Origin of the sequence: Affinirhizobium straminoryzae, from assembly GCF_007004135.1 — a bacterium.
GTDB lineage: Bacteria > Pseudomonadota > Alphaproteobacteria > Rhizobiales > Rhizobiaceae > Neorhizobium > Neorhizobium straminoryzae.
This window is the reverse complement of sequence record NZ_VJMG01000043.1, coordinates 83497-105957: the sequence shown is the minus strand read 5'-3', so window position 1 is coordinate 105957 and position 22461 is coordinate 83497. Positions and strand designations below refer to the sequence as shown.

The window sequence follows — 22461 nt, the reverse complement described above, 5'->3', positions numbered from 1 at the left end:
GTCGTTAACGCGCGTCACATTTCGTGAGGAATCGCTGCCTGCGAGGCGATGCATGTCGCGCTTTGCGACGTCCGGGCTTGGTGGAAATCGGCTGTTGCGCTGCAGCACGGGCGTGCCCCGGCAAGGGCAGTGTGCTGCCGATTCCTGAGGCGGCGGGTGCCCGGGCACCACAAGCAAAAGGGAGCGGATGGCGGCCGGATCGGCCCACACCCACTCCCGATGATGTGCATGCACTATGCGACGCTCCGATGGAGCCGGCGCGTGACGTCTGGACGCCCTCAGAGAGCGTTCAGCAGGGCCGGCGTCGGCCAGCCGTCGGCTGGCATGCCAAGGCGCTGCTGGGCCTTCTGTACCGCAATGCGCGTGCCGGACCCCAGAATGCCGTCGATATCGCCCACATCATGACCGACGCCGTCGAGCTTCGTCTGCAGCACCTTCATTTCCTCCACGCTGAGGCCCTGCTCGGGATTGCCCTTGGCATAGGCTGGCGCGCCGGAAAGACGGGTCGCGAAATAGGCGGCCGATGTCGTGTAGATGAACGACTTGTTCCACTCCAGATAGATCGAAAAGTTCGGGTAGGTGAGGAAGGCCGGCCCCTTGCGGCCCTGCGGCAGGATCAGCGCGGCCGGCAGGCTGCCGAACGTTGTGTTTCCGTCGCGGGGTTTCACGCCGAGGCGGAACCATTCCGAGGCGGGAATCTCGTTGCCGAGCCCGCTCTTTTCCCAGGGCAGGTTCTCCGGCACCTCGACCTCCTGGATCCAGGGCTGGCCGGCGCGGAAGCCGAGGCTCTTGATGAAGGAGGCTGCGGTCAGGATTGCGTCCGGCGCACTGGTCTTGACGTTGATGTGGCCGTCGCCATCGCCGTCGACGCCATGCGCGATGATGTCCTTCGGCAGCATCTGGACCTGGCCGATCTCGCCCGCCCAGGCGCCGGTATTGGTGGCGGGGTCAAGGTCGCCATGCTGCACCATCTGGATGAGCGCGATGAGTTGCGGACGGAAGAGCTCCGGGCGGCGGCAGTCATGCGCCAGCGTGACCAGCGCATTGCGCGTGTTGAAATCACCCTGCACGGCACCGAAATCGGTTTCCATCGCCCAGAAGGCGGCGATCACGCCGGCCGGCACGCCGAACTCTTTTTCGGCGCGGGCAAAGACGTCCGCATACTGTTTCATTTTCTGCCGGCCGATGTCCAGGCGCCCCTGACTGACCGTGCGCTGCGAGAATTCGAGGAAGGTCTGCCGGAACACGCCCTGCGCGCGGTCGCGCGACAGCACCTTCTGGTCGATGACGGCGCCAGCCAGCGCCTTGTCGGCCGCCGCCGCCGGAATTCCGATGGTAACGGCTTCCGTCTTCACCCCCTGCAGGAAGGACGCAAGGTCGCCACCACAGGCCGCGCTCTCCGCATTGGCGGAGGTGGCGAGAAGGGCGGCAAGGCCAAGCGCAAGGCAGGCGGGGCGGGCAAGGGCAAACGGCATCGGACAATCCTCATTCGGTCGAGCGCAAGCTCTCGGCGAGCTTTGTGACGGAAGATGGGCGACAGCCGGCTTTCGGCAAGCTCCGATATGCGACGTGGTTAGCGGCTTGCGATGGTGGTGCCGGCAGCGTTTACCTCGTTGAGCGCTGCAAGCCAGTCCTGCCACTCCTTCTTGGAGCCGGCAAACACGTTGATGTCGGTGCCGCCCTTGATGCCGGGGATGACGCCCGTCGACGTATACTGCCAGAACGACCAGCGCCGGCCCTGATAGGTCTTGTCCGGATGGGCGGCGACGGAGCGCACCCAGAAGGGGCGGTCCTCGAAGGTGCCGACGAGATTGTCGCGGTGGAAATCGACGGAGGTGTAGATGATCGGCCGCTTGCCGTAATAGGCCTCCAGCCGATCCATGAAGCGCTTCAGTTCGATGCGCACGGTTGCTGCCGGCGGGCGCGTGCGGCAGGTCTTGGAGGTATGGTTCCACTCGACGTCAACCACCGGCGGCAGGAAGCTTGCCGCCTTCGGCACATTGGCGATGAACCAGTCCGCCTGTTCGTCGGCGCTCGAGCAGAAATAGTAGAAGTGATAGGGCGCGTAGGGCAGGCCGACAGCCGCGGCGGAGCGCCAGTTGGTCTCGAAGGCGGGATCGATCACGTCCTTGCCCTCGGTCGCCTTGATGAAGACGAAGGAGACGTCCGAGCGCTTGACGGTCTGCCAGTCGATGTCGCCATTCCACTTGGAGATGTCGATGCCATGCACCGGATGACGGTCCGGATGGTTGCGGCCAAAATCCTGCGGATCGGTGTCGTGGAATTTTGTCTTGCGGATCGACCCCGTGGACATGAAGTCATAGCCGACCGAGCTGCATCCGGTGGCCAGCAGCGATGTGGCAAGAAGGACAGCAAGCAGCCGGGGCATTCGTCGATCCATGCGAAAAGAGATGAGGGCGCCATGCGAGCGGTGACGCGCGAGGCATGAGGATCTATGAATAGCCCCATCGTGGTAAACGATTGGTTAGAATCCGCTTGCCTCAGCGGTGTATATCAGGGAATTCTGATGTTGTCGCGCAACGATCCGTCAATTGCGTCCGGCCGGATCGTCCCGTCGGCGTATGATCGCCCGCCAGGCATAGCCGCCATAGAGCGGCTGGAACATCATGTCCGCCCCGAATGGTGAAAGCCTGGACTCGATGGCTTCGGCGAGTGTTGCGCGTGGCGTGACGTGGAAACGGGCAAGCCAGGCCCTCAACGCGGTGCGGAACCAGCCGGGCAGTTGTTCCTGCTGACCGAAGTCGACAATGTGCAGAGAGCCGCCGGGCTTGAGTGCGCCAAGGGCTGCCTCGATCGCCTTCTCCCAGTCCGGGATCATCGAGAGGGCATAGGAGATCAGGATGCGGTCGAAGCCTGCAACGCCGAATTCCTCCGCCTGAAAGGTCGTGGCATCGGCCACCTTCACCTGCGGCGTCACGGCTTTGCCGCGGAAATTCGCACGGGTCGTCGCCAGCATCTCTGCGGAAATGTCCAGCCCGTAGAGATGAGCGGTCGGGAAGATGCGATGGGCAAGCAGAAGGTTGCGGCCCGTGCCGCAGCCGACTTCCAGAAGCGTGCCGCTCTTCGGCACCTGCAGCTCGCGGATCGCGCGGTCGCGGCCGAGCAGGTAGTATTTGCGGGTGATGTCGTAGATGTGCCGCTGGTAGCGGTACATCCGGTCCATCCGAGCCGCGTGCTCCACGGCTGCCGCCGAACCGGCGCCGTCCAGGCTCATCACGCCGTCCTCGTGTAGATATGGAAGCCGCCGTAGATCGCCGAGCGGTCCTGCAGGTTCAGCTCCTGCGAACGCCCGGCGAGATAGGTCCACTGGCCGCGAATGGCCGGCGACAGGCGGTCCTCGATGATGCTCTTCTCGGCAGCGGTGCGGAAGATCACGCGGGCGCCGGGCGCGGCCGTGCGGGTGATCTCGGCCCAGAGGTCGTTCAGCTGGCGGTCGTTCATCCAGTCCTGTGCATCAAGCAGGACGTAGCGATCTACCGTGCCGGCTGCCTTTTCCGAGAGAAGCTCGGTGAAGGTGGCGTGATGCACTTTCACACGCGAGACATTGTTGCGGATCTGACGATAGTGTTCCGGCTTCAGATAGGTCGGCAGCTGGCCTTCATGCGGCCTGGCGTAGCGGCGGACGAAGGCCTGCCAGGCGAAATAGTTGTCGCGCAACGGAAAATGGCAGGCGAGCTTTTCCAGACGCTGGCGCAGCACCGGTGCGATCGAGCCTTCGGCGGCAAGACTTGCCAGTTCGTCATACTGCTGCGGGGGAATGCCGAGGCCGAACAGTGAGCTCTTCCGGCTGGTCAGCCAGCGAATCAGCGGCTTGTCGAACAGCGGCGCGATGTGGCTTTCGAAGAACTGGCGCTGTTCGCGCAGCGAGCGGGCATTGGCCATTTCGGTGAGGTCGACGCCATGCAGCCGCGCCAGCAGGTGGCCGGCCGCGATGAAGCGGCCGAGCAGGCCGGTGCGGTAGATGTTGCGGTCGAACACCGAGATGCGGCGGCGGCCGCTCAGCGTGCGCTTGTCCCAATAGGCGCGGGTCGCGGCATCGAGCTTCGGTGCGATGAAGTTGTCATAGGCCTTGGTATTGGTACGCGTGTTTTCAGACGCCAGCAGCCGCACCACGTCGCTGTGGTTCGGGAGTGCCGAAAAAGCAGCCAGTTTCAAGCGGTTGAGCGCGATGTGGTGAGGATTGAGATCAACGACGTCGATCGAGGCCGGCTGGCAGGAGAGATAGGCCAGCATGTTGCAGCCACCCGAACCGATGGTGACGATGCTGTGACCTTCGCGCAGCTCCATGCCGGCCATGTCGACATCCGGATCCTCCCAGATTTGCGGATAGACGAGGCCGGAAAACATCAGGCCGAACAGCCGTTCTGACAGCCCGCTCTTCGACAGGGCCTTGTGTTGCAAGAGCGCAGTCTTCAGCTTGCCGTTCTTGAGGAAGCCGACGTCCGGTACGATCTCTGCCATGCGCTGCACCTTGTCCCCGTCATGAGTTTCGCAAGCGTCTAGCCGTCTGGTGCTACAGTTTGATGACGTGGCAAACCGCCGCCGCGCTTTGCCCCAGTTCTGAATGCAGGCGCTGGTCGGCCTTCACATTGCCGGGGTTTCCTGCTTGCATGCCGCGTCCAAAGGGAGTGACGACATGCGCATGCTCATCCGTCTTGCGAAACTGCTTCTCGTGCTGCTGGTGCTTGCCATCATTGGCGCGGTCGTATGGCTTTACGCCGTTCCGCCGGCCCTGCTGAGGGTCGGCAGCGGTTATGCAGCCAAGATCGTGTGCTCCAATGTGTTCATCGCCCATCGCGATGCGGCGGAAGTGCTGGCGGATGACGTGCAGGCGCCGGGGCACCCGCTTCTGCGGCTGATGCGGGTCGAGGTGAAGCCGCAGGAGATGCGGGTGCGGGCAGCGCTGCTGGGCGGCATCGCACCGCGCGAGGCCGTCTATCGACCGGGGCTCGGTTGCAGCGTGCTGGGCGATGACATGGCGCCGGCCCGGATGGTGGCGCCTGCCGTTGTGCAGGATGGCCCGGTAAATGCGTCCCTGCCGTGGCCGCAGGGCGAGACTGTCGCCTCATCGTCCGAGGCTGTGGCGCGCCTGCTGGCCCGCGAGGATCTGGTGGGCGTGGGGATGCGGGCGGTCGTGGTGGTCAAGGACGGTCGTATCGTCGGTGAACGCTACGGCGAAGGCTTTACGCCGGACACGCCGTTGCTGGGCTGGTCCATGACGAAGACGGTGAATGCTGCGCTGGTTGCGACCCTCATTCGCGACGGGCGCATGTCGATTGGCGATGTCGGCCTTATTCCGGCCTGGCGTCAGGATGAGCGTGCCCGCATCACGCTTGGCCAGATGCTTTCGATGGAAAGCGGGCTTGTCTTCAACGAGGATTACGGTTCGGTCGCCGATGTCACGCGCATGCTCTATCTCGAGCCGGACATGGCGCGCTTTACCGAGGCGCTGCCTCTCGCGAAGGCGCCGGGCAGCGCCTTCAGCTATTCCTCGGGCACGGCGCTGCTTCTCTCGCGCATCTGGCAGGACCGGTTCGGTGATCCCGCCTCCGCACTTGCCTATCCCCGTCAGGCCCTGTTCGGGCCGCTCGGCATGCGAAGTGCGGTTCTGGAGGTAGATGAGGCTGGCACCTTCGCCGGCAGTTCCTACATGTATGCCACGGCGCGGGACTGGGCGCGCTTCGGCCTGCTTCTCGCACAGAAGGGAGTGTGGAACGGCAAGGTGGTGCTGCCGGCTGATCTGGTGACGCTGATGCATACCCCGAACCGCCATTCGAATGGTCGCTATTCTCTGATGCAGACATGGCTGCCGCCAAGAGGGGAGGGGGGAGAGCGACTGCCGGGCGACATGTTTGCGCTACAGGGGCATGACGGTCAGTCCGTCACGGTGATCCCGTCGAAAGGCCTGGTCATTGTGCGGCTTGGTCTGTCGCCCGCCTGGACGGCTTACCGTCCGGGCAATCTGGTGCGGGAACTGGCAAAGGCGCTCGACTGAGCGCCTGTCCGCACAAGTTCGCCGTCAATGCATGACGTGGAGAAGATCCTTGCGCTTGGCATCGTAGTAGTAGCCACGCGCATAAAGGCCGATCGCGTCGTCCGCCTCGTTGTCGGCCACCAGCCAGGCGCCGCGCAGATACTTGATCGCGTATTTCAGATTGGTTTCCGCATCGAGAAGTCCTTCCGGACGGCCTTGATAGCCCATGGCCTTCGCCGTGGAGTAGCGGATCTGCATCAGGCCGAAATAGCCGTTCCGGTTATAGGCCTTCGGATTGTACTTGCTCTCGCGATGGACGACGCGATGAACGAGGGATTCCGGCACGCCGTAAAGCCCGGCATAGCGCTTGATGAGATTGTTGAGTTCCGGAGTGCTGGCACCGGCCGTTTCCGGAATGGGGGCGCCGGGCGCTGGCGGGAAGAAATCCGCGGCCAGTGCGGAAACCGGCTGCGACGCGGAGGCATAGGCCAGCATGGAGGACGTGCCCGCCTGCTGCAGCTTCGGCCGCGGCGTCGGGATGGCGACAATGCTGCCGCGCAATTCATCGGGAATGGCATTGACCTGTTGCGGTGCGGGCGCGGCGGCTGCGACCACAGTCTTCGCCTGCGCGCCAAACAGCGGCTTGGGCTGGGGAATGGCGACATGGCCGGGTGCGGCGGTGCTGGCCATCTGAGCAGGCGCAGCTGCCGCTGAGGCGGCATTGGCGGGCTGCAGCGGCTGCGGTTCGGCCGGCGCACTCATCACATGCGATGCGGTGGCCACGTTGATTGCCTGCATGGCGCCGGTGGTGTCGAGCGGCGTCGGTGCAAGGCCAAGGACCGGCTGCGTGCCGGACGCCTGAGCCGCCAGTGCGGCGCGGACCGATTCATTCTGGCGTGCGAGTGCCCAGGTGCCGACAGGCAGTGCGACCTGATGCGTCACGCGGCCACCCTTCTCGGCGACGACGGTTGTCGAACCGGCCGGGGCCGCAATCGGGCCTTGCGCCGAGGCAGTTGCCGCTGCCGCGGCGGCTTCAATGGAGATACGTCCGCTTTTGGGTGTCGCCGCATGCGCATCGGCCACCTGGGTCGTGGCGTCCGCGGCTGCCGGCGTACCGGCCTGGGCAACCTCCTGGGTCTGACCCTTCTTGCCCTCCGCCGCCGTATTCGATGCCGAGTCAACGCTTGAGCAACCCGAAACGGCGCCGCAAATGGCCACCGCTACAACTGCGTTGCAACCGAAAAATCGGGTTATCGCCATTGTCTCACTTTCACGAAGTTGTGTTTCCCAGCCCGTGCGTGTCTTTCAAATCTTACGAATTCTTAACGCATTGGGCGCCGACCGGCAAGACCATGGCGATCAGGCGGCAATCCGGCGGTAGCCGGCGCTGACGGCACGGCGGGCGATGAAGCGGGTTCGGGGCTTCGGCGCGCCCGGTTTTCCAAGGCTTGCGCGCTTCAGACGGGCGGCACGCTGGCGTGCAAAAAGAAGCTGGATAAGCGGTGCGCCGACGCCGGCAACGGTAAAAGCGAGCGCGGCATGCAGTCCAAGCTCCGCCAGATCCTGCGGCGAATCGACGGTCTGGAGAAGCAGGGCGGCGATGGCCACCGCCAGCCCAGGTCGAATCTGGCTAAGAAAGCCGCGGGACAGCGTTGAGAACAGCGTCTTCTCGCGGAGGTTGTCGTTGTCGGCCAGCCGAAGGCGCTGGCGTATCTGGAGACCACGCAGGACATGGATGGCGAGATAGGCAAGCGCCGACCATGAGAGAAGGTCGCGCATGGTGCGCAGCGAGTCCGACAGCCAGACATAAATGGCGAACGCGGCTGCAAAGCACAGAAGCGACCCCAGCAGGATCGCGGGGATGAGGGCCATCGCCCGCGTCTTGCCACGGGCGAGGCTGTAATCCAGCATGATGCGGCCAGAGGCCGACGGCAGATCCAGGATCAGCAGGCACAGGATTGAAAAAACCAGCAGATCCCCGAGGCTCATCGCTTCCTCCAGCACGAAATCAAGGCCGCCCGGCCATTTTCGGGTGGCCGTGGCAGGAGCCGATCACACCGGCCGGAAGGGCTGCCCGATGAAGTCCATGACTTCGCCGAACCAGGGTGCGGTGAGATCGAAATGTTTGCCGCCCTTGATACGCGGGAATTCGATCGTGCGCAATTTCCCATTCTGGTCCTCGTCGTGACCGGTCACGCCGGAGACGCCATTCAGCGCGCTTTCCACAGCCAGATCGACCATGCTCTGGATCAGGCGCAGATCGTCGCCATTGGCCGGCGCCGAGCGGGCATAATAGCCGGACTTCTGCACCATGGAGCGTTCGGCCTTCAGCAGGGCCGCAAAGTGTTTCTGGAACCAGGAGCCGACATTGATGGTGTCGATCTTCACATGGCCGAAGGCATCCCGTTTCACGGTCTCGCCGGCCGCCTCGCGCTCGGCGACGATGGTGTCAAGGCCCGCCCCTTCCGAGACGAACAGCGTCACGAAGCCGCAGCTGTCCATGATGGCCCTCAGCCGCTCGGCTTCCGCCTCCAGATCGAAGTGCATTTCCGGCAGGTAAAGGCCGTCGATGTTCTTCATCTGGGTGTTCATCATCAGGCCCTCGACATATTCATTGTCCCTGGTGTCCTGGATGTAGGCGCGGGCGGTCGCGGCCGTCAGCCAGCCGCAATGACGGCCCATCACCTCGTGGATGACCAGGGTGCGGGGGGCGGCACTCTGTTCGTTGCTGACGTGGTCGAAGAAGTGCGCGCCGACTTCGGCGGCCGTCCAGGCGCCGAGCGACTGGCGGATCGGCACGACGTCGTTGTCCACCGTTTTCGGCAGGCCAACCACCGTCAGGTCGTAGCCGTGTGCGCCAAGATAGGCGGCCAGGTCGGCGGCGGTGGTGTTGGTATCGTCGCCACCGATCGTGTGGAGAATGGTCACCCCATCGGAGGCCAGCCGGTCTGCGGCCACCTTCAGCGGGTTCTCCCCTTCCTTGACGAGGCCGCGCTTCACGCAGTCCGCGACATTGGTCAGCTTCACGCGGCTGTTGCCGATCGGCGAGCCGCCGTAACGATGCAACAGATGGGCACGCTCGCGCATGTTGGCGGTGATCTCGATTCGATCCCCGAGCAGCAGGCCCTGATAGCCCGAGCGATAGGCGACGATATCCAGTTCGGGAGCAATATCCGTGTAGCGTTCGATCAATCCTCCGACCGCGGACGAAAGACAGGGTGCAAGCCCACCCGCCGTCAGCAACGCCACTTTCCGCTTCGCCATCGAACCTCCTTCTGCGCCTGCGCGCCTTGCCTTTTGACCGCAGAAGGTCTGCGACAGGAGATCGCAGCTGTAAAGTGAATTTCTCAAGAAAATCCGCTATTTCGCGGCGCTTTCGGAACAGTTGTGTTTTCAATCGGTTCAAATCCGCAGATGCCATTCCGCGCGTCTGCCCCTCTGTGGACAGAGCGTCAACCAAGCGCTTCGAAAGAGCGTGGCCGTATCGTTCAAGGCAGATCCGGGCCGTTCGAAATACCGTAGCATGACGAGAATTTAATCCCGCCGGTCGCCTGCGGCTGCTTGCCAAGGCGGCGGGAATTTGGTCAGGTGAGCCATGATCTTCGATTTCCTTTGCCTGAATGTGAGTTCTTTGTGGGAGCGGCTGCTCGGCAGCGTCGGCGACGCCGCCCATAATGCGCTGTCACGCGTGGTGGAGGCGATCCGCACGCTGTTCGAGGGCGATCCGGAAACGCGCCGTCGCGTGTCCTTTTCCGTTGCCATCATCGCGCTCTCCGCCAAGATGGCAAAGGCCGATGGCGCCGTGGTGGCCTCCGAGGTCGAGGCCTTCCGCCAGATCTTCGATTTTCCCGAGGAGGAGGCGCGCAACGTTGCCCGCCTCTACAATCTCGCCCGGCAGGATGTGGCCGGCTACGAGGCCTATGCGGAAAAGCTGGCCGGCCTCTGCGGCTCCGGTGACCAGAACTGCCCGATGCTGGAAAACGTGATCGACGGCCTGTTCCACATCGCCAAGGCTGACGGCATGGTGCACGAGAAGGAAATGGCCTTTCTCGCCCGCATTGCCGAAATCTTTCGCATCGACGAAGACCATTTCCGGCGCATCCAGGCACGCCACATGCATCTGGAAGGCGTCGATCCCTATATGGTGCTCGGCGTTTCGCCGAAGGATGATTTCTCCGCCATTCGCAAGCGCTACCGCCATCTGGTGTCCGAACATCACCCGGACAAGCTGATTGCCCGCGGCGTGCCGGAAGCCTTGCATGCGGCCGCCAACGAGCGCATGGCGGCTCTCAACGCTGCCTATGCGGCGATTGCCAGGGAACACAAGGCTGCATGAAGCTTGAGCCGGATTTTGCGGGCGCGCGCGTCGAGCCGTCGCCGAACCATGGCGAGCGCGTGGGCGGCGTGGCGCCGGACATCATTCTTCTGCACTATACGGGCATGGCCGATCACGGGCAGGCGCTGTCCTGGCTGAAGAACATCGAAAGTGAAGTGTCCAGCCATTATTTCGTCTGGCCGGACGGGCGCGTGGTGCAACTGGTGCCGGAAGCGCGCCGCGCCTGGCATGCGGGCAAAAGCTTCTGGGACGGCGAGACGGACATCAACTCCCGCTCGATCGGCATCGAGATCGCCAATGCCGGTCATCCGGGCGGCCTGCCGCCTTTTCCGGACGCGCAGATCGAGGCGGTGATCGCGCTCTGCCGCGACTGTGCCGAGCGCTGGTCGATCCGGCCCGAGCGCATCCTCGCCCATTCGGATGTCGCACCACGGCGCAAGGTCGATCCGGGCGAGCTTTTTCCGTGGGAGCGTCTGTTTCGGGCCGGCATCGGTCATTGGGTGGAGCCCGGTCCCATTCGTAGCGGCCGCTTCTTCCAGCGCGGCGAAAGTGGCCAGCCGGTGGAAGCGTTGCAGGGCATGCTGGCGCTCTATGGCTATAACGTGCCGCTTTCCGGCACCTTCTGCGACCAGACGGAAGGGGCGGTCGAGGCCTTTCAGCGGCATTTTCGACCGGCCCGCGTCGATGGCATTGCTGATATGTCGACCATCGACACCCTGCACCGTCTGCTGACGGAACTGCCACGCTTCCAGGGCACCAATTGAGGCCTCCGAAAGCGCGCCGCGCGGCGGTATCTGCCTGCGACAGCGCGCCTCTGGACGTGGAGGTTGCGGCTGGCTAAACCCGAGAGACTTTCACCTTTCTTCAGGAGCCGTCCGCATGACAGCCGATTTCCAGTTCATCGTCATCGGACGCGGCATGATGGGGGCGGCTGCCGCCCGGCATCTGAGTGCGGTCACGGATGGCGTGGCGTTGATCGGGCCTGACGAGCCGGCGGATGCCCGCACACATCAGGGCGTGTTTGCCAGCCATTACGACGAGGCGCGCATCACCCGCACCATCGATCCCGATCCGGTCTGGGCCCTCCTCGCCAATCGCTCCATTGCCCGTTACGGCGAGATCGAGGCGCTGAGTGGCGTCACCTTCTATCATGAGGTCGGCTGCCTGATGGTGGCGCCCGACCGCCGCACCGGCCATGCCTATCTTCGCGGCATTCTGGACGCTGCCGAAGGCCTTGGCGTGACGACCGATCTGTTCGGCGAAGCGGCGCTGAAAGACCGCTTCGGCTATTTCGGCTTCGAGCCGCACTGCGAGGGCGTGTTCGAGGCTCGCCGTGCCGGCTATGTCAATCCGCGCGCGCTGGTGAAGGCGCAGTCCGTCGTGGCGGCCGGGCAGGGGGCAAGGCTTGTGGCTGAAACGGTGGTCTCCGTGCGCGACGAGGACGGTCTAGCGGTGGTCAGGACTGCCGAGGGCGGTCGCTATACGGCGGAGAAGGCGCTGGTCGCCGCCGGCGGCTTCAGCATTGCCGAGGGACTGCTGCCGCAGCCGCCCGCCATGTCGGTCTATGGCCGCACGGTCACCTTCTTCGAGATCCCGGAGGCGGAGCTTGCCCGCTTTGCCGGCATGCCCTCGCTGATCTACGAGCCGCGCGATCCGAGCCGCCACATCTATATACTGCCGCCGGTGCGCTATCCGGATGGCAAGGTCTATCTCAAGATCGGTGGCGACCCGGACGATCTGATCCTGCGCAGCGATGCGGAACTGCGGGCCTGGTTCCGCTCCGGCGGGCGCGAGAGCGTGCGGGATCATCATGCTGCCTTCATGGAAACGCTGGTGCCGGAGATCGACCGCACGCGGGTGTCCATGGGCGCCTGCGTCGTGTCCAAGACGCCCTCCGGCTATCCGATCATCGCCTATACGTCGTCGCCGCGTATCGCCCTCCTGACCGGCGGCTGCGGCACGGCCGCCAAGAGCTCTGACGAGATCGGCCGTCTCGGTGCGGAACTTCTCCAGACGGGCAGCATCAGTTCCTTCGATTTCGACTTCTCACCAGTCGACGCCCGCTGACGTGAACGGCCATTGCGGGGTGACGGGATCGGCGATGAAGCCGTCAGCGTCCAACTGGGCGTGAGCGACAAGCCAGTCCCGCAGCAGCCGTGCGGGTTTTGAAAGCTTCGGCCGTTCCGTGGCCGGGTAGACCAGCAAACCGTCCCTGAATGTCAGAAAGCCGGCCGGTGCGATCAGGCTGCCGGATTTCAGCTCCTTCTCGATCAGGAATTTCGGGGCGATCGTCGCCCCCATGCCGCGTTCCGCCGCCTCGAAGGCGAGCGAGGAGAGGTCGAAGGTCAGTTCTCGTTGCCGGATGACGGTAATGTCCGCAAGCCGTGACCAGTGCTCCCAGGAGTTTTCTGCTTCCCGCCGTTGCAGGATCGTCTGAATCCGCAGCGTGGTGGCGGTCATCTCGAAGGGATAGGTGGGGGCAAGCACCACGCCGATATGGACATCGCCAAGCGAGACCGCCAGCGGATGCTCGACGTCGAGATGCTTCAGCCGGTCCCAGGAGATGACGAGATCGACCGGGCCTTCCGTCCGCCGGCTGCCTTGCGGGCCGACCACCCGGATCAACACGTCGATGTCGGGATATTCGACATTGAAGCGGGCAATCGTCGGGATCATCCATTGGCGGGCAAAGGTGGAGCTGGCGGCCACCGTGACCGATGCGCGCCCGCCGCCGGTAACCGCCGTATAGGTCCTTCGCATCTCGTCCATGCTGCGCGCCACTGTCTCCGCCAGCAGGCGACCGTCACTCGTCAGCTCCAGTTGCAGGCCGCGCTTGACGAACAGTTCGGTGCCCGAGTGATCCTGCAACTGGTGCAGCTGCTTGCTGACGGCGCTGTGCGTGCGGCCGAGCATCTCGGCCGCACCGCCGACCGAGCCGGTGCGGAAGAATGCTTCCAGTGCCGAGAGCGAGGTCAGCGGCGGCAGCTTGTCCATGGCGGGAATTCATCTGTTGGAGTTTTTCTCACATAGTTTGTTCTCATTACTCAATTTTTCCGATGATCGAAAGGAGATAAATTCTGATCCCGACAAAGGAGAAGCGCCATGCGCCACACGATCGAGATGCCTTATATCCGTTACGAACCGGAACAGTTGACAGGCCGTCTGCGCCAGAGACACACGGTCTTCGTTCCGTTCGAGGCCCTGGTCGAGACGCTGGTGCTCTGGCAATCCCGCCGGTGCATGCGCCGCCAGATGGCGCGCGATATGCGGAGCTTCAACGAGGCCATGTTCGAGGATGCCGGCACGACGCGCGAAGAGGCCGAGCGCGAGGTGCGCAAGCCGTTCTGGCGGGACTGAACCCGCATTTTTCCCGTGCGCGGATTTGCTGTGGCCTTTTCACGGTAAAGAGGCTATGACCCGCCCGCCAGTTGGCCGGGCAGCCGCGCTTTACCAATGCCGAAAGGCGGTAGGGTGAGGAAAGTCCGGGCTCCACGGAAACACGGTGCCGGATAACGTCCGGCGGGGGCGACCTCAGGGATAGTGCCACAGAAAGCAAACCGCCCCGCCTGCTCTCCGCTCGGTTCAGCGAGCGGAGAGTTGGCGGGGTAAGGGTGAAAGGGTGGGGTAAGAGCCCACCGCGGGACTGGCAACAGGACCGGCACGGTAAACCCCACCGGGAGCAAGACCGAATAGGGATGACGCGGGTGCCGCTTGCGGTGCCACAGCCTGTTTCCGGGCCAGTCATCCGGGTGGGTTGCGTGAGGCGGCGTGCAAGCGCCGTCCCAGATGAATGGCTGCCACGTTCCGATGCTCGCATCGGGGCCATACAGAACCCGGCTTACAGGCCAACTGGCATTTTTACCTCCAGACGAATCGCGGGATGCCTTTGTGCTGCTTTTTGCAGCGCTTTCACGCTAATGTTGCAGCGCAATGCAATCTGATTGCGCCTCATGATTGCAGTGACGGCGGCGTCTTTTCAGGGGCAGGATGCGATTGTTGTCGTGCCCCCAAGGACTTAGCGACGAGCCTCCGTCTTTCCGGTTGCTTTCATGTGCGGGCCTTCCGCCAGCCGTTGCTAACCCTTTGTTAAACTTAACAGGTTATAAATATTTCAGGTTGCCGCACGTCTGTGTGGCCGCTTCCCATTGACGCCCATATGGTCCCATGTTATCCCAAATTCACACTGCGAGAGGGCATCACATTGCCCATTCATCGGACAGGATTGGAGCGCTTCTTCAGGGAAGAAACGGGCGGGATGTATTCCGTCCGGGTGTGATGATTCTGTCCTTTGGCTCGCGTCTTGCGGGGCGTTTGCGCGCTTCGCGCCGTTCCGGGGCGGGTGTATGGCGTGATGAACCGCTTCTTGTCCAATGCGACGAACAGGATCGATACGAAGGGGCGGGTCTCCGTGCCGGCGCCCTTTCGTGCGGTCCTCGCGCAGCGGAATGTCCAGGAGCTTTATTGTCTCCAGGACCTCGTGTTTCCGGCGATCAGCGTCGGCGGTCCGGACCTGCTCGAGCGGTACGAGCGGCAGATCGCCTCGGCGGATCCCTTTTCGCCGGAGGCCAATGCGATGTCGCTTCTCGTTCACGGCGGCGGCGTCTACATGCGGCTCGATGCGGAGGGCCGGCTGATGGTCACGGATTTCATCCGCGACTTCACCGGCATCACGACGGAGGTTACCTTCGTCGGTCGATCCGATCATTTTCAGCTTTGGCAGCCGCAGGCGTTTCACGAGGCGCAGGTGGCGGCGAGAGCGGGGCGTGCGACCTTCGGGGTGCGGCCCGCCTGATACAGGGGAGCGGAATGGCGGCTTATCTTGGCGACGGACACACCGAGGCCGATGGCGGACCGGTACGCCACATTCCGGTGATGCTGGAGGAGGTGCTCGAGGCGCTTGCTCCAGCCCCCGGTAGGGTTGTTCTCGATGGCACCTTCGGCGCGGGTGGGTACACCCGCGCCCTTCTTGCAGCGGGCGCCGACGTGATCGCGCTCGACCGCGATCCGAACGCCATCGCCGGCGGCCAGGCGCTGCTGGCCGAATCGAACGGACATCTGACGCTCATCCCCTCGCGCTTTTCCCTGCTTGCCGATCATGCGCCGGTCGGCGGACTCGACGGTGTTGTGCTGGATATCGGCGTTTCCTCCATGCAGATCGATGAGGCCGATCGCGGCTTCTCCTTCCAGAGAAACGGACCGCTCGACATGCGCATGTCGGCGTCGGGCGTCTCGGCGGCCGATGTGGTCAATCGCGCCAAGGCGGGTGATCTGGCCCGCATCTTCGGTTTTCTCGGTGAGGAAAAGCAGGCGGGCCGCATTGCGCGCGCCATCGAGAAGCGCCGCGCGAGCGAGCCTTTCGTCACCACCCGCGATCTCGCCAACCTCATCGAGGGCGTCAATCCGCGCAAGACCAAGGACAAGATCCATCCGGCCACCCGCGTTTTCCAGGCGCTGCGCATCTTCGTCAATGACGAACTGGGCGAACTGGCGCGGGCGCTGTTTGCGGCCGAACGCGCCCTGAAGCCCGGTGGGCGGCTCGTCATCGTCAGTTTCCATTCGCTGGAAGACCGCATGGTCAAGCGCTTCCTGGCTGACCGCTCCGGACGTGCGGCCGGTTCGCGCCATCTGCCGATGGTCGAGGATCGCCCGGCCGTGTTCGAACCGCTCGGCAAGGGCATGATGTCCGCCTCGAAAGCCGAGGCCGATGTCAATCCCCGGGCCCGTTCGGCAAAATTGCGGGCTGCCATCCGCACGACGGCTCTTGCCGGCAGCGCGGACCTTTCCATCTTTGATCTTCCTGATCTCGCCAGCCTCGACAAGTTGGGAGCCTGAACGATGTTGAGAAGCTTCGATCTGGTGCTGATCGGTGCAATGACCGCAACCGCGGTCGTGACCTACAGCATCAAGCACAGGGCCGAACTGAAGCTTGAGGAAGTCCATCGTCTGGAGCAGGAGATCAAGCTGGAATACGACACGATCGATCTTCTGAAGGCCGACTGGGCGCTGCTGACGCAGCCGAACCGTCTGCAGCGACTGATCAAGGTCTATCAGGATGAACTCGATCTTCAGCCGACAGCCCCGACCCAGCTTGCCATGCCAAAAGAGCTGCCGATGCCAAAATCGCAGCTGCCACAACCCGAAACGACCATTGAAAAGCTGATCGCCGGCAGCGATCCGGCGGTGGCCGCCGCCATTGCCGGCGTTGACGCCGCCAAGGCCAAGCGTCCTGCGGCACCGGTGCCCGTGCCCAAGCCGCGCGGGACGGCCGGGATCGACGTGATTTCAACCGGAGCGGTGAACGACTGATGTCCTTTCTGTCCCGTGTCATGGTTCTCAAGAGCAGGGCGCATATTTCGGCCGGCGGTCGAGGTGTCGGCACATCCCTGCGCGGCGGTACGTTTGAAAGCGCCCGCAAGCGAAAGTCCGGCCAGACGCGCGTGCGCGTCGGGCTGATCATTGCCGGCTTTGCCGTCTGCTACTGCGCCATCGGCGCCAAACTTGCCTATTATGGGATGCTGGATCCGGAATCGACCGCGAGCATCATGCCCGCTGACCGCCTGATGGCCTCGCGCCCGGATCTTCTCGACCGCAATGGCGAAGTGCTGGCGACCGACATCCGCACCGTCTCGCTGTTTGCCGAGCCACACAAGATCGTCGATCCGGACGAGGTGATCGAGAAGCTGCGCACCGTGCTGCCGGATCTCGATACCAGGCAGATGTACAACAAGCTGTCGTCGAAGTCGCGATTCCAGTGGCTGCGTCGCCAGCTGACGCCGAAGCAGCAGAGCCAGATCCTGGCGCTCGGCATCCCTGGAATCGGCTTCCGTCCGGAAAAGCGCCGCTTCTATCCGGGTGGTCCGACGGCATCCCACATCGTGGGCTTCGTCAACATCGACAACCGCGGCGTGGCCGGCATGGAACGCTATGTCGATACGCAGGGACTGGCCGATCTCGCTGCCGTCGGCATGACCAGCGGCCAGCCGCTGGAGCCGGTGCGACTGTCCATCGATCTGCGCGTACAGTCGATCCTGCGCGACGTGCTGATGGAAAGCATCACCAAGTTTCGCGCCAAGGGCGCCGGCGCCGTTGTGCTCGACGTGCACACCGGCGAAGTCCTCGGCATGGCATCGGCCCCCGATTTCGATCCGAACGATCCGGCTGCCGGCGGTGAGGATGGCTGGCTGAACCGGATGTCGAACGGCACGTTCGAAATGGGCTCAACCTTCAAGTCCTTCACGCTGGCCATGGGTCTCGATAGCGGCAAGGTGAACATGAATGACATGTTCGACGCCCGCTACCCGATCCGCATCGGCGGCTACACCATCAAGGATTTTCACGGCCAGGGCCGCATGCTCAGCATTCCGGAAATCTTCCAGTATTCCTCCAACATCGGCACCGCCAAGATCGCCGATGTCGTTGGCATCGACGGGCACAAGGACTTCCTGACCAAGCTTGGCCTTCTCACCAAGATGCAGACCGAACTGCCCGAAGTGGCCATGCCCGGCCAGCCGCGCGAGTGGAAGAAGATCAACTCCATCACCATCTCCTTCGGCCATGGCGTGTCCACGACACCCTTGCAGACTGCCGTTGCCGGGGCGGCCCTTGTCAACGGCGGCAAGCTGATCGAGCCGACCTTCCTGCCGCGGACGCGCGAGCAGGCCGAGGAGGTGGCCAAGACCGTCATCAAGCCGCAGACCAGTGCCAACATGCGCTGGCTGTTTCGCTGGAACGGTGTGAAGGGGTCGGGCAAGAACGCGCTGGTCGAGGGCTTCAACGTCGGCGGCAAGACCGGCACGGCCGACAAGGTGATCAACGGCCGCTACAACCACGACCACAATTTCAACGCCTTTCTCGCGGCGTTTCCGATCTACGATCCGCAATATGTGGTGCTGACCTTCATCGATGATCCGCGCAGTGAAACCGATCATGCGGTGCTGGCCGGCAACAGCGCGGCTCCCATGGTCAAGGAGATCATCAGCCGCTCTGCTGCAATTCTCGGTGTAAAACCGCGCTTCGGCGAGGATGGCACCGCCATGCTTGTGTCCTATTAGGCCATAATGAATGGACCCCACGATTCGCGGCTCCCGAGGGGGCGCAGGTGAGAGAGGGTACCTATGAAGCTGAATGCACTCTCCGGGGGGGATTTTCCGGAGATTAACGAGATTCTGAAGGGTGAGGCTGGCGCATTGGATGTGACCGGCCTTTCTGCCGACAGCCGGACCGTAGCGCCCGGTTCCGTCTTCGTCGCGGTCGCCGGGACCAAAGGTGACGGCGCAGCCTATGTCGCGGACGCGGTATCGCGTGGTGCCGTGGCGGTCGTTTCCGCCCATCCGGTCGAAGCGCCGGTTCCCGTTCTGGTGGTGTCCGAGCCCCGTCGATTTCTGGCGCTGGCTGCTTCCCGTTTCCATGGCCGCCAGCCCGAAACCATGGTGGCCGTCACCGGCACGGCCGGCAAGACCTCCGTTGCGTCCTTCACCCGCCAGATCTGGGCGCATGCAGGCCTTGCCGCTGCCCAGATCGGCACGACCGGCGTCATCTCCCCGAGGCGCATCGAGGAAGGGGCGCTGACGACGCCCGATCCGGTGGCGCTGCATGCCCTGCTGGCCACCCTTGTGGCAGACGGTGTGACCCATGCCGCGATCGAGGCCTCCAGCCACGGTCTTGACCAGTTCCGCGTGGATGGCGTTCGGCTTGCTGCGGCAGCGTTCACCAATCTCGGACGGGATCATCTCGACTACCATCCGACCATGGAAGATTACATGGCCGCGAAGATGCACCTGTTCGACCGCGTGCTGCCGAAGGGAAGCCCGGCGGTGATCTTTGCCGACGATCCCTGGTCGGGCGAGGCGATCCGGGCGGCGAACGCGGCAGGGCAGCGCGTGCTGACCGTGGGGCGCGCTGGCACCTATCTCGCGCTGAAGCGGGTAGAGCATTTCCGCCACAAGCAGCGCATCGAGGTGCATGCCGAGGGCGAGATCTTCGAAATCGACATTCCGCTGGCCGGTGATTTCCAGGTGGCGAATGCGCTGGTGGCTGCCGGCCTCGCCATGGCCACGGGCACGCCGGCAGCGGTGGCGATGGCTGCGCTCGAAACGCTGGTCGGTGCGGCCGGGCGTCTTGAACTGGTAGGTCAGACGAAGGCGGGTGCGCTTGCCTATGTCGACTATGCCCACAAGCCGGATGCGCTTGCCAATGTGCTGCAGTCTGTGCGCCCCTTCACCAGCGGCCGTCTGATCGTCGTCTTCGGCTGCGGCGGGGACCGCGACAAGGGCAAGCGCCCGATCATGGGCGAGATTGCCACCCGGCTTGCCGATATCGCGATTGTCACCGACGACAATCCGCGGTCCGAGGATCCGGTGACAATCCGGGCAGAGATTATGGCAGCGGCACCCGGCGCCGTCGAGATCGGTGACCGCGCCGAGGCCATTCGCCATGCCGTCTCGCTGCTGGGTGCCGGTGACACGCTGATCGTGGCTGGCAAGGGACATGAGGAGGGGCAGAAGATCGGTTCGGTGGTTCTGCCGTTTTCCGATCACGTCGAAATCCGAAAGGCAATGGAGGAGCTGAAAACGTGACCTGGTTGTGGAACACCGCTGAGATGATGGCTGTGATGGGCGGCCGCCCCGTGGGCTCCGGCCCCGCCGGCGTAACCGGCATTTCCATCGACAGCCGCTCTATCACACCCGGTGAAGCCTTCTTCGCCATCAAGGGCGAGCGGGTGGATGGCCATGATTATGCGACGCTGGCCGTCGCCAACGGCGCCTCGCTGATCGTCGTCAGCGAAGCGAAGCTGCCGGCGCTCGGCCGTCTTACCACGCCGATGATCGTGGTGGAGGATGTGCTGGCAGCGCTTGGCAAGCTGGCGGTGGCCGCGCGTGTCCGCAGCCGTGCGCAGATCGTTGCCGTCACCGGTTCCGTCGGCAAGACGACGACCAAGGAAATGCTGCGCAACGTACTGGCGCCGTCCGGCAGGGTGCATGCTGCCGTCGCCTCCTTCAACAATCACTGGGGCGTGCCGCTGACGCTGGCCCGCATGCCGGCGGACACCGATTACGGCGTGTTCGAGATCGGCATGAACCATCCGGATGAGATCCGCCCGCTGGTGAAGATGGTGCGGCCGCATGTTTCCGTCATCACCACGATCGCGCCGGCCCATCTCGGCAATTTCAAGAGCCTCGACGAGATCGCTGCTGCCAAGGCGGAAATTCTCGAAGGCGTTGAGCCGAACGGGGTTGCGCTTCTCAATCGGGACAACAAGTATTTCAGCTATCTGGAGCAGATGGCGCATGCGAATGGTGTGACCAATGTCCTCTCCTTTGGCCAGCATGCCAAGGCCGATTTCCGTCTGGCGGATTTCGAGGGCACCGGCGAGGGGTCGACCATCTGGGCAGTCGTCAACGGCGAGACGATGGAAGTGCATATCGGCGCACCCGGCCGGCACATTGCGGAAAACGCGATGATTGCGCTCGGCGTCGCCGCATTGTTCGGTGCCGATCTCGAAGCGGCGCGCGATGCGCTTGCCGGCATTCGCGCCGTCAAGGGGCGCGGCCAGCGCCATCGCCTTCAGCTTGGCGATGGGCGCCTGACGCTGATCGACGAGAGCTACAATGCCAATCCCGCCTCCATGCGGGCAGCGATTTCGATCCTGGCGGCCACCGAGCCGGACGAGTCCGGACGCCGCATCGCCGTTCTTGGCGACATGCTGGAAATGGGCGAGTTTTCCGCCAAGGTTCACGAGGAGCTGGCAGGGCCGCTGCTGGCGGCCGGCATTGAACATGTGTGGCTTGCCGGCCCGGAGATGACGGCGCTGCGCGATGCGCTGCCCGACAGCGTTCATGTGCAGCATTGCCCCACAACCGCCGAACTTTCCGACTTCGTGGTGCGCAATGTGATTCCCGGTGACGTGCTGATGGTGAAATCCTCCCTCGGCCTCGGCTTCGGGAAGATCGTTTCCGCACTTATTGACAACTACCCGGCATTGCCTGACACGGAGCGCCAACTTTGACCGGCATCAAGAAAGACCTCAAATGCTGATCTGGCTTGTGGAGCTTGCGGGCACCTTTCAAATCTTCAACCTGTTTCGATACATCACCTTCCGCACCGGCGCGGCGATGCTGACGGCGGCCCTGATCGTCTTCATGTTCGGTCCGCAGATGATTGCCTCGCTTCGCATCCGGCAGGGCAAGGGGCAGCCGATTCGCGCCGATGGCCCGCAGACGCATTTCAAGAAGGCCGGCACGCCCACCATGGGCGGCCTGATGATCCTGACCGGAATTGTCGGCGGCTCCCTGCTGTGGGCGGATCTTTCCAACATCTATGTGGTGGCCACGCTGCTCGTCACGCTCGGTTTCGGCGCCATCGGCTTCTATGACGATTATCTCAAGGTGACCAAGCAGACGGACAAGGGCTTTTCCGGCCGCGCCCGCCTCGGTCTCGAATTCCTGATCGCCGCGATTGCCGTCTATTTCATGATGCGCACCTCGATTGCCAACAGCCCGGCCGGCTCGACGCTTGGCACGTCGGTGGCATTTCCGTTCTTCAAGGAACTGACCCTCAATCTCGGCATCTTCTTCGTGCTGTTCGGCGGTTTCGTCATCGTCTCGGCCGGCAATGCCGTGAACCTGACGGACGGTCTGGATGGCCTGGCGATCGTTCCTGTCATGATTGCGGCGGCCTCCTTCGGCGTGATTGCCTATCTGGCCGGCAATGCGATCTTCGCCAATTACCTGCAGATCAACTTCGTGCCCGGTACCGGCGAACTCGCCGTTATCCTGGGGGCAGTGATCGGGGCAGGGCTCGGCTTCCTGTGGTTCAACGCGCCGCCGGCCGCCATCTTCATGGGGGATACCGGATCACTGTCGCTCGGTGGCCTGATCGGCTCCGTAGCGGTTGCCACCAAGCACGAGATCGTCATGGCGATCATCGGCGGCCTCTTCGTCATGGAAACGCTGTCGGTGATCATCCAGGTTGGTTTCTTCAAGATGACCGGGCGGCGCGTCTTCCTGATGGCGCCGATCCACCATCATTTCGAAAAGCTCGGCTGGACGGAAAGCCAGGTCGTGATCCGCTTCTGGATCATCGCCGTCGGCCTTGCCATCCTCGGTCTCTCCACCCTGAAGCTGCGGTGAGA

Annotated in this window: 20 protein-coding genes and 1 other RNA gene; 13 read left to right on the top strand and 8 right to left on the bottom strand. The window is 63.6% G+C overall.

The annotated features are described in order from the left end of the window. Window positions 1-278: 278 nt before the first annotated feature. The 4 genes from FNA46_RS15565 to FNA46_RS15550 all read right to left on the bottom strand — a co-directional run bounded on the left by FNA46_RS15565 (window position 279) and on the right by FNA46_RS15550 (window position 4482). On the bottom strand, window positions 279-1475 hold the full coding sequence (locus tag FNA46_RS15565) for a lytic murein transglycosylase (protein WP_143126124.1): 1197 nt from the start codon (window positions 1473-1475) through the stop codon (window positions 279-281). Window positions 1476-1573: 98 nt separating this feature from the next. Further along, entirely contained in the window at window positions 1574-2389 is an 816-nt protein-coding gene (locus FNA46_RS15560; RefSeq protein ID WP_143126123.1) for a glycoside hydrolase family 25 protein, read from the bottom strand. Between the two features lie 159 nt (window positions 2390-2548). After that, a complete protein-coding gene (locus tag FNA46_RS15555; RefSeq protein ID WP_143126122.1) occupies window positions 2549-3235 on the bottom strand; it encodes a class I SAM-dependent methyltransferase in 687 nt (228 codons plus the stop codon). After that, window positions 3235-4482, bottom strand: a complete 1248-nt coding sequence (locus tag FNA46_RS15550; RefSeq protein WP_143126121.1) for a BtaA family protein — start codon at window positions 4480-4482, stop codon at window positions 3235-3237. Before FNA46_RS15550 ends, FNA46_RS15555 begins: the two co-directional genes overlap by 1 nt. A 175-nt stretch (window positions 4483-4657) precedes the next feature. Between FNA46_RS15550 and FNA46_RS15545 the strand changes: the two genes are divergently transcribed. Continuing rightward, entirely contained in the window at window positions 4658-6016 is a 1359-nt protein-coding gene (locus FNA46_RS15545) for a serine hydrolase domain-containing protein (RefSeq protein ID WP_143126120.1), read from the top strand. A gap of 24 nt (window positions 6017-6040) precedes the next feature. On the opposite strand, the gene FNA46_RS26390 is transcribed toward FNA46_RS15545, so the two are convergent. The 3 genes from FNA46_RS26390 to FNA46_RS15530 all read right to left on the bottom strand — a co-directional run bounded on the left by FNA46_RS26390 (window position 6041) and on the right by FNA46_RS15530 (window position 9259). Beyond that, window positions 6041-7213 carry a lytic transglycosylase domain-containing protein gene (locus tag FNA46_RS26390; RefSeq protein WP_246103124.1) on the bottom strand — a complete coding sequence of 391 codons (1173 nt, stop codon included), beginning with the start codon at window positions 7211-7213 and terminating at the stop codon, window positions 6041-6043. Window positions 7214-7354: 141 nt separating this feature from the next. After that, window positions 7355-7984 carry a hypothetical protein gene (locus tag FNA46_RS15535; RefSeq protein ID WP_143126119.1) on the bottom strand — a complete coding sequence of 210 codons (630 nt, stop codon included), beginning with the start codon at window positions 7982-7984 and terminating at the stop codon, window positions 7355-7357. Window positions 7985-8047: 63 nt separating this feature from the next. Beyond that, window positions 8048-9259, bottom strand: coding sequence for a pyrophosphate--fructose-6-phosphate 1-phosphotransferase (locus FNA46_RS15530; protein ID WP_143126118.1), 1212 nt, complete (start codon window positions 9257-9259; stop codon window positions 8048-8050). Window positions 9260-9590: 331 nt separating this feature from the next. On the opposite strand from FNA46_RS15530, the gene FNA46_RS15525 reads away from it, so the two are divergent. The 3 genes from FNA46_RS15525 (at window position 9591) to FNA46_RS15515 (ending at window position 12398) form a co-directional block, all read left to right on the top strand. Further along, a complete protein-coding gene (locus FNA46_RS15525; RefSeq protein WP_185969874.1) occupies window positions 9591-10331 on the top strand; it encodes a J domain-containing protein in 741 nt (246 codons plus the stop codon). Beyond that, window positions 10328-11095: an N-acetylmuramoyl-L-alanine amidase gene (locus FNA46_RS15520; RefSeq protein ID WP_143126117.1), complete on the top strand. Its 768-nt coding sequence runs from the start codon at window positions 10328-10330 to the stop codon at window positions 11093-11095. Before FNA46_RS15525 ends, FNA46_RS15520 begins: the two co-directional genes overlap by 4 nt. 115 nt (window positions 11096-11210) lie before the next feature. After that, window positions 11211-12398 (top strand): NAD(P)/FAD-dependent oxidoreductase, encoded by a 1188-nt coding sequence (locus FNA46_RS15515; protein ID WP_143126116.1) that lies wholly within the window; start codon window positions 11211-11213, stop codon window positions 12396-12398. Here FNA46_RS15515 and FNA46_RS15510 read toward each other — a convergent pair. Then, window positions 12378-13325 (bottom strand): LysR family transcriptional regulator, encoded by a 948-nt coding sequence (locus tag FNA46_RS15510; protein ID WP_143126115.1) that lies wholly within the window; start codon window positions 13323-13325, stop codon window positions 12378-12380. The two genes, FNA46_RS15515 and FNA46_RS15510, sit on opposite strands and share 21 nt — an antisense overlap. A 108-nt stretch (window positions 13326-13433) precedes the next feature. Between FNA46_RS15510 and FNA46_RS15505 the strand changes: the two genes are divergently transcribed. The 9 genes from FNA46_RS15505 to mraY all read left to right on the top strand — a co-directional run bounded on the left by FNA46_RS15505 (window position 13434) and on the right by mraY (window position 22459). Next, window positions 13434-13688 (top strand): DUF1127 domain-containing protein, encoded by a 255-nt coding sequence (locus FNA46_RS15505; RefSeq protein ID WP_143126114.1) that lies wholly within the window; start codon window positions 13434-13436, stop codon window positions 13686-13688. Window positions 13689-13755: 67 nt separating this feature from the next. Continuing rightward, an RNA gene (gene rnpB, locus FNA46_RS15500) (RNase P RNA component class A) lies at window positions 13756-14188 on the top strand. A 494-nt stretch (window positions 14189-14682) separates the two neighbouring features. Further along, a complete protein-coding gene (gene mraZ, locus FNA46_RS15495) occupies window positions 14683-15123 on the top strand; it encodes a division/cell wall cluster transcriptional repressor MraZ (protein WP_143126113.1) in 441 nt (146 codons plus the stop codon). Window positions 15124-15137: 14 nt separating this feature from the next. Continuing rightward, entirely contained in the window at window positions 15138-16163 is a 1026-nt protein-coding gene (gene rsmH / locus FNA46_RS15490) for a 16S rRNA (cytosine(1402)-N(4))-methyltransferase RsmH (protein ID WP_143126112.1), read from the top strand. Window positions 16164-16166: 3 nt separating this feature from the next. After that, window positions 16167-16637, top strand: a complete 471-nt coding sequence (ftsL, locus tag FNA46_RS15485; protein ID WP_143126111.1) for a cell division protein FtsL — start codon at window positions 16167-16169, stop codon at window positions 16635-16637. Next, the gene (locus FNA46_RS15480) at window positions 16637-18382 is read left to right on the top strand and encodes a peptidoglycan D,D-transpeptidase FtsI family protein (RefSeq protein ID WP_143126110.1); all 1746 of its coding nucleotides are present in this window, start codon (window positions 16637-16639) and stop codon (window positions 18380-18382) included. The genes ftsL and FNA46_RS15480 overlap by 1 nt, the downstream gene beginning before the upstream one ends. 63 nt (window positions 18383-18445) lie before the next feature. Then, window positions 18446-19906, top strand: coding sequence for a UDP-N-acetylmuramoyl-L-alanyl-D-glutamate--2,6-diaminopimelate ligase (locus FNA46_RS15475; protein ID WP_143126109.1), 1461 nt, complete (start codon window positions 18446-18448; stop codon window positions 19904-19906). Beyond that, a complete protein-coding gene (locus FNA46_RS15470; RefSeq protein WP_143126108.1) occupies window positions 19903-21336 on the top strand; it encodes a UDP-N-acetylmuramoylalanyl-D-glutamyl-2,6-diaminopimelate--D-alanyl-D-alanine ligase in 1434 nt (477 codons plus the stop codon). The genes FNA46_RS15475 and FNA46_RS15470 overlap by 4 nt, the downstream gene beginning before the upstream one ends. 22 nt (window positions 21337-21358) lie before the next feature. Continuing rightward, window positions 21359-22459, top strand: a complete 1101-nt coding sequence (mraY, locus tag FNA46_RS15465) for a phospho-N-acetylmuramoyl-pentapeptide-transferase (RefSeq protein WP_143126107.1) — start codon at window positions 21359-21361, stop codon at window positions 22457-22459. The last annotated feature ends 2 nt before the right edge of the window (window positions 22460-22461 follow it).

Bases quoted from the DNA above. Each gene is read 5' to 3' on its own strand.
- FNA46_RS15555 (WP_143126122.1), bottom strand. From the start codon at position 3,235: ATGAGCCTGGACGGCGCCGGTTCGGCGGCAGCCGTGGAGCACGCGGCT.
- FNA46_RS15505 (WP_143126114.1), top strand. From the start codon at position 13,434: ATGCGCCACACGATCGAGATGCCTTATATCCGTTACGAACCGGAACAG.
- FNA46_RS15530 (WP_143126118.1), bottom strand. From the start codon at position 9,259: ATGGCGAAGCGGAAAGTGGCGTTGCTGACGGCGGGTGGGCTTGCACCC.
- FNA46_RS15560 (WP_143126123.1), bottom strand. From the start codon at position 2,389: ATGCCCCGGCTGCTTGCTGTCCTTCTTGCCACATCGCTGCTGGCCACC.
- FNA46_RS15515 (WP_143126116.1), top strand. From the start codon at position 11,211: ATGACAGCCGATTTCCAGTTCATCGTCATCGGACGCGGCATGATGGGG.
- FNA46_RS15545 (WP_143126120.1), top strand. From the start codon at position 4,658: ATGCGCATGCTCATCCGTCTTGCGAAACTGCTTCTCGTGCTGCTGGTG.
- FNA46_RS15480 (WP_143126110.1), top strand. From the start codon at position 16,637: ATGTCCTTTCTGTCCCGTGTCATGGTTCTCAAGAGCAGGGCGCATATT.
- rsmH (WP_143126112.1), top strand. From the start codon at position 15,138: ATGGCGGCTTATCTTGGCGACGGACACACCGAGGCCGATGGCGGACCG.
- FNA46_RS15510 (WP_143126115.1), bottom strand. From the start codon at position 13,325: ATGGACAAGCTGCCGCCGCTGACCTCGCTCTCGGCACTGGAAGCATTC.
- FNA46_RS15565 (WP_143126124.1), bottom strand. From the start codon at position 1,475: ATGCCGTTTGCCCTTGCCCGCCCCGCCTGCCTTGCGCTTGGCCTTGCC.
- FNA46_RS15520 (WP_143126117.1), top strand. From the start codon at position 10,328: ATGAAGCTTGAGCCGGATTTTGCGGGCGCGCGCGTCGAGCCGTCGCCG.
- FNA46_RS15535 (WP_143126119.1), bottom strand. From the start codon at position 7,984: ATGAGCCTCGGGGATCTGCTGGTTTTTTCAATCCTGTGCCTGCTGATC.
- FNA46_RS15525 (WP_185969874.1), top strand. From the start codon at position 9,591: ATGATCTTCGATTTCCTTTGCCTGAATGTGAGTTCTTTGTGGGAGCGG.
- mraZ (WP_143126113.1), top strand. From the start codon at position 14,683: ATGAACCGCTTCTTGTCCAATGCGACGAACAGGATCGATACGAAGGGG.
- FNA46_RS15550 (WP_143126121.1), bottom strand. From the start codon at position 4,482: ATGGCAGAGATCGTACCGGACGTCGGCTTCCTCAAGAACGGCAAGCTG.
- FNA46_RS15475 (WP_143126109.1), top strand. From the start codon at position 18,446: ATGAAGCTGAATGCACTCTCCGGGGGGGATTTTCCGGAGATTAACGAG.
- ftsL (WP_143126111.1), top strand. From the start codon at position 16,167: ATGTTGAGAAGCTTCGATCTGGTGCTGATCGGTGCAATGACCGCAACC.
- mraY (WP_143126107.1), top strand. From the start codon at position 21,359: ATGCTGATCTGGCTTGTGGAGCTTGCGGGCACCTTTCAAATCTTCAAC.